At 65.2% G+C, this 12559-nt stretch carries 12 protein-coding genes and 1 pseudogene; 11 read left to right on the top strand and 2 right to left on the bottom strand.

Features of this window, described 5'->3' with window-relative positions:
- The first annotated feature begins 16 nt into the window (after positions 1 to 16).
- The 8 genes from EPN59_RS00580 (at position 17) to EPN59_RS00545 (ending at position 7072) form a co-directional block, all read left to right on the top strand.
- A complete protein-coding gene (locus EPN59_RS00580; protein ID WP_293034162.1) occupies positions 17 to 1213 on the top strand; it encodes an amino acid aminotransferase in 1197 nt (398 codons plus the stop codon).
- Between the two features lie 317 nt (positions 1214 to 1530).
- Positions 1531 to 1959 carry a DnaJ family domain-containing protein gene (locus EPN59_RS00575; protein WP_293034163.1) on the top strand — a complete coding sequence of 143 codons (429 nt, stop codon included), beginning with the start codon at positions 1531 to 1533 and terminating at the stop codon, positions 1957 to 1959.
- 122 nt (positions 1960 to 2081) lie between these two features.
- Positions 2082 to 2630: a tRNA adenosine(34) deaminase TadA gene (gene tadA / locus EPN59_RS00570; RefSeq protein WP_293034172.1), complete on the top strand. Its 549-nt coding sequence runs from the start codon at positions 2082 to 2084 to the stop codon at positions 2628 to 2630.
- Positions 2627 to 3553 carry a muramoyltetrapeptide carboxypeptidase gene (gene ldcA / locus EPN59_RS00565; RefSeq protein ID WP_293034164.1) on the top strand — a complete coding sequence of 309 codons (927 nt, stop codon included), beginning with the start codon at positions 2627 to 2629 and terminating at the stop codon, positions 3551 to 3553. The genes tadA and ldcA overlap by 4 nt, the downstream gene beginning before the upstream one ends.
- Before the next feature lie 393 nt (positions 3554 to 3946).
- A complete protein-coding gene (puuE, locus tag EPN59_RS00560; RefSeq protein WP_293034165.1) occupies positions 3947 to 4897 on the top strand; it encodes an allantoinase PuuE in 951 nt (316 codons plus the stop codon).
- 9 nt (positions 4898 to 4906) lie between these two features.
- Complete coding sequence (gene uraD / locus EPN59_RS00555) at positions 4907 to 5428, top strand: 2-oxo-4-hydroxy-4-carboxy-5-ureidoimidazoline decarboxylase (protein ID WP_293034166.1); 522 nt, start codon at positions 4907 to 4909, stop codon at positions 5426 to 5428.
- 47 nt (positions 5429 to 5475) lie between these two features.
- Positions 5476 to 6495, top strand: coding sequence for an allantoicase (gene alc, locus EPN59_RS00550; protein WP_293034167.1), 1020 nt, complete (start codon positions 5476 to 5478; stop codon positions 6493 to 6495).
- Positions 6496 to 6535: 40 nt separating this feature from the next.
- Positions 6536 to 7072, top strand: coding sequence for an ureidoglycolate lyase (locus EPN59_RS00545; RefSeq protein ID WP_293034168.1), 537 nt, complete (start codon positions 6536 to 6538; stop codon positions 7070 to 7072).
- 118 nt (positions 7073 to 7190) lie between these two features.
- Here the strand turns inward: EPN59_RS00545 and EPN59_RS00540 are convergent, their stop codons facing one another.
- Both EPN59_RS00540 and uraH read right to left on the bottom strand, forming a co-directional pair.
- Positions 7191 to 8402 carry a urate hydroxylase PuuD gene (locus EPN59_RS00540; RefSeq protein ID WP_293034169.1) on the bottom strand — a complete coding sequence of 404 codons (1212 nt, stop codon included), beginning with the start codon at positions 8400 to 8402 and terminating at the stop codon, positions 7191 to 7193.
- A 139-nt stretch (positions 8403 to 8541) separates the two neighbouring features.
- Positions 8542 to 8895, bottom strand: coding sequence for a hydroxyisourate hydrolase (gene uraH / locus EPN59_RS00535; RefSeq protein ID WP_293034170.1), 354 nt, complete (start codon positions 8893 to 8895; stop codon positions 8542 to 8544).
- 294 nt (positions 8896 to 9189) lie between these two features.
- Between uraH and EPN59_RS00530 the strand changes: the two are divergent.
- The 3 genes and pseudogenes from EPN59_RS00530 to EPN59_RS00520 all read left to right on the top strand — a co-directional run.
- Positions 9190 to 9345, top strand: a pseudogene (locus tag EPN59_RS00530) (8-oxoguanine deaminase); the annotation flags it as partial.
- A gap of 292 nt (positions 9346 to 9637) precedes the next feature.
- A complete protein-coding gene (locus EPN59_RS00525) occupies positions 9638 to 11269 on the top strand; it encodes an ABC transporter ATP-binding protein (RefSeq protein ID WP_293045339.1) in 1632 nt (543 codons plus the stop codon).
- A 176-nt stretch (positions 11270 to 11445) separates the two neighbouring features.
- Positions 11446 to 12552 (top strand): ABC transporter permease, encoded by a 1107-nt coding sequence (locus EPN59_RS00520; protein ID WP_293045337.1) that lies wholly within the window; start codon positions 11446 to 11448, stop codon positions 12550 to 12552.
- Positions 12553 to 12559: the final 7 nt, after the last annotated feature.

Genomic DNA, 12559 nt, shown 5'->3' with positions numbered 1-12559 from the left:
CCATTTCGCAAACACCATGTTCGAACACATCGATGCCTATCCCGGCGACCCGATCCTCACGCTGAACGAGAATTTTCAGAAGGATCCGCGCCAGAACAAGGTCAATCTGAGCATCGGCATCTACTTCGACGACGAAGGCCGTCTGCCCGTGATGCAGGCCGTCCGCACCGCCGAAACGGCGCTGCTCGAAGAGCCGGGACCGAAGCCCTATCTGCCGATGGCGGGTTTCGCCCAGTATCGCGACGCCGTGCAGGCGCTCGTGTTCGGCGCGCAGTGCCCGTCACGCACGGCGGGGCGCATCGCGACGGTACAGACGCTCGGCGGCTCGGGCGCGCTCCGGGTCGGCGCGGATTTCATCAAGCGCTATTTTCCGGCGAGCGAAGTCTGGGTGAGCGACCCGACTTGGGAAAACCATCGCTTCATCTTCGAGCGCGCGGGCTTCACGGTGAAGACCTACCCGTACTACGACGAGGCGACGGGCGGCCTGAAATTCGACGCGATGCTCTCGGCTATCGACGCGCTGCCGCCGAGGAGCATCGTGCTGCTGCATGCGTGCTGCCATAACCCGACGGGCGTCGATCTCGACCGCACGCAGTGGGAGCAGCTGATCGACGTGCTGCAAAAGCGCGAGCTGCTGCCGTTCGTCGACATGGCGTACCAGGGTTTCGGCGCGGGCCTCGACGACGACGCGTTCGCCGTGCGCGAGATTGCGCGCCGTGGGCTTCCGGCCCTGATCGCCAACTCGTTCTCGAAGAATTTCTCGCTCTACGGCGAGCGCTGCGGCGGCCTGCACGTGGTTTGCGAAGACGCGGCGGCAGCCGATCGCGTGCTCGGGCAGTTGACGGGCTCGGTGCGCTCGAACTACAGCAACCCGCCGACGCACGGCGCGAAGATCGTCGCGCGCGTGCTGACCACGCCGGATCTGAAGCAATCGTGGGAGAAGGAGCTGGCGGCCATGTGCGAGCGTATTGCCCGCATGCGCGTCGCGATTCACGACGGCCTGCGCGCGTATGTGAGCGGCGAGGCGCTGTCGCGCTATGTCCGCCAGCGCGGCATGTTCACGTATACGGGCTTGTCGGCCGACCAGGTCGAGCGGCTGCGCGAAGAGTTCGGCGTCTACGTGCTGCGCTCGGGCCGGATGTGCGTGGCGGGGCTCAACGACAAGAACGTCGGGATCGTGGTTGACGCGATTGCCAAGGTGCTCGCGCACTAGGCATCGCTGCGCTTCGCGCGCGGCGCAGGCCTGTCTGAGGCCGTGCCGTGCGCGAAGCCGCTTCACACGGCGTACGCTCGTATGCCGCGCTTACGGGCTGCCCGCATCACGGCGGTTGCCCGATTCCCGCTTGCCCGATAACGGTGTTGCGGTTCGTGCCCGCTCGGGGGCATTCAAAAAGAACCGGACGCCGGTTCATGCAGCATTCGACAAGCGGCTGTCAAGCCATTCACGTCGACGGAAGCCACGACAGAGCCTCAAGGTCCGCCAGGTTACGCCCTGATAGAATGCGTGAGCCGCAACGTAATGAATTACCGATGAAATTGCTTGATGCCCTCGTCGAACAATGGATTGCCGCCGCAGCCGCGCGCGGGGAATTCGACGATCTGCCGGGCGCCGGATCGCCCCAGGAATTCGACGACGACCTGTTTGTCCCCGAAGAAGTGCGTGTCGCTAACCGCATTCTCAAGAACGCCGGGTTCGTGCCTCCGGCTGTCGAACAGTTGCGCGCGTTGCGTGACCTCGAACAGGAACTCGCGAAGGTCGGCGACAAGGCGGCGCAATGCCGTCTGCACGCGCGTTTGCTCGCGCTCGACATGGCGCTCGAATCGCTGCGCGGCGGCGCGACGGTCGTGCCTCAGGAATACCGCCGACGGATCGCCGAGCGGCTTTCCGGGCGTGTCGCCAATCCACAGTCAACCGAGTCCGCCCGGCCCAGACAGTCCATTCCGGCGGAGGCGCAGTGAACACGCCGGCCGCCACGCCGGCCGCGCCTTCCAGCGTTGCCGTCGACCCGCAGGATTGCACCGGTGCAGCGCCTGATGCTGTTCAGCCGGGTACGTCCACGCTTTCACAACAGCCCGATCCCGTGAGCGAGCGCGACCGCCATTTCATGCGGCTTGCCCAACTGGCTGCCGAAGATGCGCGTGCGGCAGGCGAGGTGCCCGTCGGCGCGGTGCTGGTGCGCGGCGACGAGGTGATCGCGACAGGTTTCAACCATCCGATCGGGGCGCACGATCCGTCCGCGCATGCCGAGATGGCTGCGCTCCGTGCGGGCGCGAAGGCGCTGGAAAACTACCGTTTGCCGGGCTGTGAACTCTACGTGACCCTCGAACCGTGCCTGATGTGCGCGGGCGCCATCATGCACGCGCGGATCGCGCGCGTGGTCTACGGCGCGCACGACCCGAAGACGGGCGCGTGCGGCAGTGTCGTCGATGCTTTCGCCAACGCGCAGTTGAATCATCACACCAGCGTGGTGGGCGGCGTGCTCGAAAGCGAATGTGGCGACGCGCTGCGCTCGTTCTTCGCGGAGCGACGCCGGGCGAGCCGCGCGGCGCGCCGTGCCGCAGCAGGCGAGACGCCGTCGGCGGATGATGGCTCCGCCGGCGAGGGCGACACCCCATCCCAATTGAAATGACCCAGCAACGCACCATCGAACTGATTGCACCGTCCGGTTATCCGCCCGATCCGCTGGTGGTCGAGCGCGCGCTCGATCGCCTGCAGGCCGAAGGCCATCGCGTCGACGGCATGGCGGCCACCGAGCGGCGCTACCTGCGCTTCGCGGGCACCGACGGTGAACGCGCCGCCGAACTCAACCGCCTGGCCGATCCGTCGCGCGACTTGCCCGATATCGTGCTCGCGGTGCGCGGCGGCTACGGCGCCGTGCGCCTCCTGCACGGGCTCGATTACGACGGCCTGCAGCGGCGGCTCGCCGGACGGCCGATTGCGTTTTGCGGCCATAGCGACTTCACAGCGATCCAGCTCGCGCTGCTTGCGCACGCGGGACTCACGACGTTCGGCGGCCCGATGCTCGTGAGCGACTTCGGCGCCGAGGATCTCAGCAGCTTCACGATGCAGCACTTCTGGGACACGCTCTCGAAGCCCGATTTCACGCTCACCGTGGACGCCCCGCAGGCGCAAACCGCACATGTTTCCGGCACGCTCTGGGGCGGCAATCTCGCCGTGATGACGTCTTTGATCGGCACGCCGTTCATGCCGCCGGTGGAGGGCGGTATTTTGTTCCTCGAGGACATCAACGAGCAGCCGTATCGCATCGAACGCATGATCTATCAGTTGCACCTCTCGGGGATCATCGGGCGGCAGCAGGCACTTGTGCTGGGCGACTTCTCGGGCGGCAAGCCGTTCGACTACGACAACGGCTACGACCTCGATGGAATGATCGAGCAGGTGCGCTCGGTGGTCGGTATTCCGGTCATCACGGGCTTGCCGTTCGGGCATATCCCGGACATGGTGACGCTGCCGGTCGGCGCGCAGGCGAAATTGCACGCCACACCGCTCGGGTTCGAGCTGTCCGTGAGCGGATATCCGCATCTCGGCTGATGCGGACACGCAAAAGCGCTTTCGGGCGCTTTTTTTACGGCGCATAGATGCAACTAACGGCCAAGCCGTTCGCCCGCACGCGAATGTCCGATGCACTCGCGTCGCGACTAATCGCTGGCAGATAAATGGGGCATATCCGGCATGCTGGCGGCGATTGAAATGCCGCCGCCAACCGGTGCGTAAGGGCATTGCGAGGTGGCTGCACTCGGGTGGCGCACGTATGGGCGCGCCCGGATGATTTGGCTACACTGATCCGGTCCTGAAAGCGGATTGCCGGGCTGACCCGCCGCGCGCCGTTTGTGCACCGGCGATCCGCACGATGCGACCGCTTCCCGTCGAATTCGACTTTCGGCGGATCTTGCGTTCACAACACGATCGGTTGACTCTTCCACCATGGCACTCGATCCTCTCTATCCTCGCGATCTAACCGGTTATGGCCGGCATCCGGTGCAGGCCGACTGGCCGGGCCAGGCACGCGTCGCCGTGCAGTTCGTGCTCAACTACGAAGAGGGCGGCGAAAACTGTGTGCTGCACGGCGATAGCGCGTCCGAGCAGTTTTTGTCGGAGATCGTTGGCGCTGCCGCGTACCCCGCACGTCACATGAGCATGGAATCCATCTACGAGTACGGTTCGCGCGTCGGTGTGTGGCGCATCCTGCGCGAGTTCGAGAAGCGCGGCCTGCCGCTCACGGTGTTCGGCGTCGGCATGGCGATCGAGCGTTATCCGGAACTCGGTCGTGCATTCGTCGAACTCGGTCACGAGATCGCGTGCCACGGCTATCGCTGGATCCACTATCAGGACGCGACGCCGGAACGCGAAGCCGAACATATGAAGCTCGGTATGGAAGCGATCGAGCGCGTGACGGGCGTGCGTCCACTCGGTTGGTACACGGGCCGTGACAGCCCGAATACGCGCCGTCTCGTCGCGGAATACGGCGGCTTTCTCTACGACTCCGACTATTACGGCGACGACCTGCCGTTCTGGATGGACGTGGAAGTGACGGGCGGCAAGACCGTGCCGCAACTGATCGTTCCGTACACGCTCGACACGAACGACATGCGTTTCGCCACGCCGCAGGGTTTCAATACGGCGGACCATTTCTTCGCGTATCTGCGCGACGCCTTCGACGTGCTCTACGAAGAAGGCGACGAAGCGCCGAAGATGATGTCGATCGGCATGCACTGCCGGTTGCTCGGCCGCCCAGGGCGGTTTCGCGCGCTGCAACGCTTTCTCGACCACATCGAACAATATGATCGCGTCTGGGTGACGCGCCGCGTCGACATCGCGCGCCACTGGCGCACGCATCATCCCTACCGGCCGCGCGACCGCAAGGCCGCCACATGAAGTTGCCACATGAAGGCCATGCACTACACCCTCGAACAACTCAACCGCGCCTCGACCGAAGCCTTCGTGGCGGCGCTTTCGGGCATCTTCGAGCACTCGCCATGGGCGGCCGAGGCTGCTGCCGCCGAGCGTCCGTTCACGAGCGTCGAGGCTCTGCATGGGGCGATGTCGCAGGCCGTCGAATCGGCGGGCGAGACGAAGCAGCTCGCGCTGATCCGTGCGCACCCCGAACTCGCGGGCAAGGCGGCGGTGCACGGCGAACTGACCGCCGAGTCGACGCGCGAACAGCGCGGCGCGGGCCTGAACCAGTGCACGCAGGAAGAGTTCGACAAGCTGCAGTCGCTCAACCGGGCGTATCGCGAGAAGTTCGGCTTCCCATTTATCCTCGCGGTGCGCGGCCACGACCGCCGCGGCATCATCGCGAACTTCGAAGCGCGCGTGAACAACAATCGCGCCGACGAAATACGCGCGAGCCTCGACGAGATCTATCGGATTGCGCGCTTTCGGCTCGACGAGTTGATCGATGCCTGACGCGGCGCTTTTGCGGTATCACCGGACAGACAAAAAGGAAGACGACGATGGCACTCCCGACTCTCGATTCCAACGCTCCAGCATTCACCCGCCGCTATGTGAATCTCGCGGACCCGCGCCTCGGTGCGCAGGCGCTCGAAGCAAGCGATGAATTCTTCGCGCCGAAGGCGCGCATGCTTAACCCGGAGCCGGCTGTCTTCGTCCCGGGCAAGTACGACGACCACGGCAAGTGGATGGACGGCTGGGAGACGCGCCGCAAGCGCACGATGGGCTACGACTGGTGCATCGTGAAGCTCGCGCGCGCTGGCGTCATCAAGGGGCTCGACCTCGATACCAGCCATTTCACCGGCAACTATCCGCCCGCCGCATCGGTGGAGGGCGCGTATGTGTCCGAAGGCACGCCGATGGCTTCGACGTCGTGGTTCGAGATCGTGCCGTCCACGGCCCTGAGCGGCAACAGCCATCACTACCTCGAAGCCATCGGCGGCGAGCCGGGCCAGCCATATACGCACGTGCGGCTGAACATCTATCCGGACGGCGGCATCGCGCGTCTGCGCGTCTACGGCCAGCCACAGGTGGACTGGAACGGCGCGAGCCGTAGCGAGCCGTTCGACCTTGCCGCCATGGCGAACGGTGCGTACGTGGTCGCGGCGAACAACCAGCACTTCGGTCTCGCGTCGAACATGCTGATGCCGGGCCGCGGCGCGAACATGGGCGATGGCTGGGAAACGCGCCGCCGCCGCGAGCCGGGTAACGACTGGGCGATCATCGCGCTCGCGCATCCTGGCACCATCAAGAAGGTCGAAGTCGACACGGCGCACTTCAAGGGCAACTATCCCGACCGCTGCTCGGTACAGGCTGCGTGCGTGACGGGGGGCACGGACAGTTCGCTCATCACGCAGGCGATGTTCTGGCCGGTGCTGCTCGGCGAGCAGAAGCTGCAGATGGACGCACAACACAGCTTCGAAAGCGAGCTGGCTGCGCTCGGTCCGGTCACGCACGTGCGCCTGAACATCATTCCGGATGGCGGCGTGTCGCGCCTGCGCCTGTGGGGCACGCTCGCGTAAGCGGGCTGTGAGCCAACCATGAAACGATCATGAGCCGACCATGAGCAATCCGACGCAACGCTCCGGCTCGACGCTTGCCGTCGAGCTGCTGACGCGCGATGCGTTCGCGCCGTTCGGCGATGTGATCGAACTTGAAGGCGCGAATGCGTTTCCGATCAACCTCGGCACGACGATGCGCTACCACGATCTCGCGAAGGTGGACGTGACGGACGAGGGCGGCCGCGCGCTCATCAATCTCTTTCGCGGCGAAGCGCGCGTGCTTCCGTTCGAGGTGAAAATGCTCGAGCGTCATCCGCTCGGCAGCCAGGCGTTTTTGCCGCTCGATAGCCGTCCCTATCTGATCGTCGTGGCGCCCGCAGGCGATCTCGACATTACGCAGATTCGCGCATTCGTGACGCAGGGCTGGCAAGGCGTGAACTACGCGAAGGGCGTGTGGCACCATCCGCTGATCGCGCTCGGCGAAGTGAGCGACTTTATCGTCGTCGATCGCGGCGGCGCGGGGCACAACCTCGACGAGCAGGATCTGCCCGAGTCGCTCTGGATAACCGAAGACGCTGTGTGCGCCGCGCGGCGTTGATGCCGGGCGCAATGGCGCGCGACGCGTAAAACGCCACGTGTTTTGCCGGGCTGCGGCGTTTTTTGACTCGCATGCCGCCCTTGCTGCATTACCTCGCCCTACCTCACATCACCTCAAATCACCTCGCCGCGCCGCCTTCGAACCAGGCGGCAATCTTCTGGCGTTCGTCGTCGGTCATGTGCGTGATGTTGGCGAGCGGCATGACCTTCAACTGCACGGCCTGTCGATACAGACGCTGGGCGTTCTGCGAAATCTCGTCGGGCGTATCGAGCATCACGCCAGCGGGCGCCGTGTCGATCAGCGTCGGATGGGCCGAATGGCATGCCACGCAACGCGCCTGAAGGATCGGCTGGATATCGGCGAGTTTCAGTTTCGGCGAGTTGGCCGTATTGGCCGATTTGGCCGCTTCGGCCTGCGGCACGACCGGGCGCGGCAGCGTCCAGAAGAGGGCGGCGAACATCAGCGCGATGCCGCCGAGCGGCAAATACCACAACACCCGGCCGCGATGGCGCATCACGAAGAACTGGCGGATCAGCGCACCGGCCAGCATGATCAGCGCGAGCACAGCCCAGTTGTACGGGTGCGAATAGGTTATCGCGTAGTGATTCGACAGCATCGCAAACACGACGGGCAGCGTGAAGTACGTGTTATGCACCGAGCGTTGCTTGCCGCGTTTGCCGTAGACGGGGTTCGGCGCTTCGCCCTTCAGCATGGCGTCGACCATCTTGCGCTGCCCCGGGATGATGACGAAGAACACGTTCGCCGACATGATCGTTGCGAGCATTGCGCCCATGATCAGGTACGCGGCACGCCCAGCGAAGATGTGGCAGGCGAGCCAGGCCGCAAGCAGGACGTAGACGCCAACGCATAAGCCGAGCAGCGTGTCTTTCGTGCGGAGCAGGCGGCACAGCGCGTCGTAGACGATCCAGCCCGCGGCGAGGAAGCCTGGCGCCGAGACGATCGCGACGACCGGACTCATATCGAGCACGTTCTTGTCGATGAGGTAGGTGCTGGGCGCGAACAGATACAGCACGGTGAAGAGCGCCGCGCCCGAGAGCCAGGTCGTGTACGCGGGCCACTTCGACCAGTGCAGATCCTCGGGCATTTCGGGTGGCGCGACCGTGTATTTCTGCATGTTGTAGAAGCCGCCGCCGTGCACGTGCCACAGTTCGCCGAACACGCCGCGCATTTGCTGGTTTGGGTCCGCGGGTGGCTTGAGGCTGTTGTCGAGCGCCACGAAGTAGAACGATTCGCCGATCCACGCGATGGCGGCCACGACATGGAACCAGCGCAGGACGAGGTTCAGCCAGTCGGTGATGAGACCTGCCATGAACCCTGTCATGAAACCTGCCATAAAGCGCCTCCACTCCTGATTCGTTGCGCGCACAACACCTCGTGCGAAGCGCGTGCGCCGCCGGTTTTGTATGTGTTGTGTGGCGACGATGGATTGCTGGATGGGGCGAGCGCGCCTAGCTGCCGCGGTAGGTGCTGTACGACCAGGGCGAGACGAGCAGCGGCACGTGATAGTGCGCGCTGGCGTCGGCGATCCCGAAGCGCAGCACGACGCGGTCGACGAAGCGCGGGTGTGGCATCTGCGTACCGAGCGAGGCAAAGTAGTCGCCCGCATGGAACACGAGTTCGTATTCGCCGGCGGCGAACGCCGTGCCTTCGAGCAACGGTTCGTCGCAGCGGCCGTCGTCGTTCGTCGTGACGGTTTTCAGTGCGCGGCGCGCATCGCCCGCGAGCGCGAAGAGTTCGATTTTGATGCCCGCGCCGGGACGGCCATTCGCGGTGTCGAGCACATGGGTGGTGAGCTTGCCCATTCGCAGTTTCCTCGTGTCCAGCCTGTTATGCATACGCGGCGTTCAACGCATTGCAAGAACCATCGTGGCGTAAGCGGGTAGCCGATAGCGAAGACAATTCCTTCAGCATGAGTGACGTGACGCGGTGCAGCACGCGCTCGCGCTCCGCGCGGATTCGCCGTGGTTCCGGCATCGTTCGGTGCCCCTGTGGTCGTCGAAGCGATGCATAAATACGACCTTTACAGGGCTACGCTGAATCTGTGTATCGTCGCTTGCATGAGTTGCCAGCGCAATTTTGATCGTCGAAGGTAATGAACTTGCGCAGCGCCTGCCGCGCAGAATGCCGGGCTGTTCGGCTGGCTCACGAATCTCCTTTACCGGTTCCGGGCGCATCTCACGCCCGAAATGATCGAAGTTTCGACGCTCACGGCCATGGCCGGGCTGCTGCTTTCGGACTACTCGTCTTCAACCCTTCGGGTTATAAGTCCACGCTGATAGATCGGCGTTATCGCTATATCGTTTTCAATATAAGGGGGCGAATCCACCGAGGTCGGCTTGCGCCAGAACCCCCGTGTCACATGGCCTGGCGGGATTTATTGCCCCTCGACTAACGTCCGCCCAACAGGTATCGTCACCCCCGCGCGACGGCCCGGCATCGGCCGGTCGCGGCCTGGCTGCCCCGAACGATGCGGGGGCAACCACTCCGTGCGGCATGCGCGGGCATAGAACTCGAATAGCAGTAACGTACTTCGGCAGAACCTTCATGGGCGATTTTTCTTCACGTCAGGCGGCGGGCACGGCTTCCGGAGCAGCTTCCGGGAGCGGCACAGTGCCGCGTCTCGCGCTCGCGGGCATCACGAAGCAGTACCCGGCGGTGCTCGCGAACGACGACGTCACGCTCTCGGTCGCACCCGGCGAGATTCACGCGCTGCTCGGCGAAAACGGAGCCGGCAAAAGTACGCTCATGAAGATCGTCTACGGCACGGTGCGGCCCGATGCGGGCGAAATCCGCTGGGAAGGGCAGCCCGTCGACATCGCGAACCCGGCCGCCGCGCGCAAGCTCGGCATCGGCATGGTGTTCCAGCATTTTTCGCTCTTCGAAACACTCACGGTCGGTGAGAACATCGCGCTCTCGCTCGACGAGGCGTTCGATCTCAAGGCGCTCGCGAGGCGCATCAGCGAGGTGTCGGCGCAATACGGTCTCGACGTCGATCCGCAGCGCCACGTCCACAGCCTGACCGTGGGCGAGCGGCAGCGCGTCGAAATCGTGCGCTGCCTGCTGCAGAACCCGCGCCTGCTCATCATGGACGAGCCGACTTCGGTGCTCACGCCGCAGGCCGTGCGCAAGCTCTTCGACACGCTGCGGCGGCTCGCATCGGAAGGTTGCAGCATCCTCTATATCAGCCACAAGCTCGACGAAATCCAGGCACTCTGCGACACGGCCACGGTGCTGCGCGGCGGCAAGGTCACCGGTAACGTGATTCCGCGCGAGGAGACGCACGCGTCGCTCGCGCGTCTGATGGTGGGGCGCGATTTGCCCGACTACACGCGCCGTTCGCACACGCCGGGCGACGTGCGGCTCGACGTCAAACATCTTTCTATGCCGAGCGGCGATCCGTTCGGCACTTCGCTTGCCGACGTGACGTTCGGCGTGCACGCGGGCGAGATCTTCGGCATTGCGGGCGTGTCGGGCAACGGCCAGGCCGAACTGCTCGCTGCGCTCTCCGGCGAGGCGCATCTGGGCCGCCACGTTCCGGCCGATGCGGTGACGATCTGCGGCGAGCCCGCGGGGCGGCTCACGGCGGGCGAGCGTCGTCGTCGCGGCTTCGCATTCGTGCCCGAAGAGCGGCTCGGGCGCGGCGCAGTGCCCGAGATGTCGCTGTCCGAAAACGCCTTGCTGACCGCGCACCGCGAAGGCATGGTGCGCTCGGGCTGGCTCAGGACAGGCGCGATGCGCGCCTTCGCCCAGCGCTGCATCGACGCCTTCGACGTGCGCTGCGGCGGTCCCGCCGCGCGCGCCGCGAGCCTTTCGGGCGGGAATCTGCAGAAGTACATCGTCGGGCGCGAGATCCTGCAGACGCCGAAGGTGCTCGTGGTCGCGCAGCCCACGTGGGGCGTCGACGTGGGCGCGGCGGCGTTCATCCGTCAACAGTTGCTCGATCTTTCGGCGCGTGGGGTCGCGATACTCGTGATCTCGGAGGAACTCGACGAGTTGTTCGACATCTGCGACCGCATCGCCGTGCTTGCGGGCGGGCGGCTTTCCCCTGCGCGGCTCACCGGCGAGACCAACGCCGAGGAGATCGGACGCTGGATGGCGGGCTTGTTCGGCGAGCGCGCGGCAGGCGGCGTGCCGCCCGCGGCACCTGCTGCGTCTGGGCCTGCGGCGCATGGCTGAAGCGCGGCGCGCGAAGCGCTCGCAAGGCAGCGTTTGCGACGAGCCGAAACGGGCGGCTTGCGCATCCCGACGCTGAATCTGGCGACTGAGCCAGGATTGAGCCTGCACTGCGCGGCGATAACGACCGAAAACAACCGAACACCGACACACCCGGACTGAACACCGATCACACCATCATGATTTTTCCGTTTCGACTCGAGGCCCGCACCGCGCCGTCCCGCACGGTGCGCATTGCCGTGCCGCTGCTCGCCGCGCTGCTCACGCTCGCGATCGGTTTCCTGATCTTCGGCCTCGTCGGGCGCGACCCCGTGCAGGCCATGCACGCCTTCTTCATCGAACCGCTCTCGACCATCAACGGCTGGTCGGAGCTGCTGCTCAAGGCGTCGCCGCTGTGCCTGATCGCGCTTGGCCTCGCGGCGGGCTACCGCGCGAACGTCTGGAACATCGGTGCCGAAGGGCAGATGGTGCTCGGCGGCATCGCGGCGAGCGGCGTGGCGATCTACTTCGATCAGTCGACCGGCTGGTGGATCCTGTTCCTCATGATGATCGCGGGCGTGCTCGGCGGCATGGCCTGGGCGGCGATTCCGGCGTGGCTCAAGAGCCGCTTCAACACGAACGAAATCCTCACGAGCCTGATGCTGACCTACGTCGCGACGCAGGTCCTGATCTGGCTCGTGAGCGGCCCGTGGCGCGATCCGAACGGGATGAATTTCCCGCTCTCCGAGATGTTCAGCGGCGACGCGCTCTATCCGACCTTCGGCGGCGACTGGCGCATTCACTGGCTGCGCGGCACGCGCCTGAATGCCTCGATCTTTCTCACGCTCGTGGCGATTCCGCTCGTGTGGCTCTTCCTGCGCCGCAGCTTCGCGGGCTACCGCATGAGCGTGGGCGGGCTGGCGCCGCTGGCCGCGCGCTACGCCGGCTTCTCGGAGAAGAAGACGATCTGGACCTCGCTGCTGCTCTCGGGCGGCCTGGCAGGCCTCGCGGGGATGGGCGAGATCGCCGGTCCGATCGGTCAGCTTCAGGCGACGTGGTCGCCGGGCTACGGCTTCACGGCGATCATCGTCGCGTTCGTCGGGCGGCTGCATCCGTTCGGCATCGTGCTCGCCAGCCTGCTGATGGCGCTGCTCTATCTCGGCGGCGAGGCCGTGCAGACCTCGCTGCAACTGCCCCAGGCGCTCTCGGGCGTCTTTCAGGGCCTGCTGCTGTTCTGCCTGCTCGGCGCAGATCTCTTTGTGAACTACCGCGTGCGCCGCCGTCATCCGGTCGCGACCCGCCACTGATTTTGAT

It is taken from the genome of Paraburkholderia sp. (assembly GCF_004298475.1).
GTDB classification, from domain to species: domain Bacteria; phylum Pseudomonadota; class Gammaproteobacteria; order Burkholderiales; family Burkholderiaceae; genus Paraburkholderia; species Paraburkholderia denitrificans.
The sequence above is the reverse complement of the archived record's forward strand: the minus strand, read 5'-3'. Positions and strand labels throughout refer to the sequence as shown.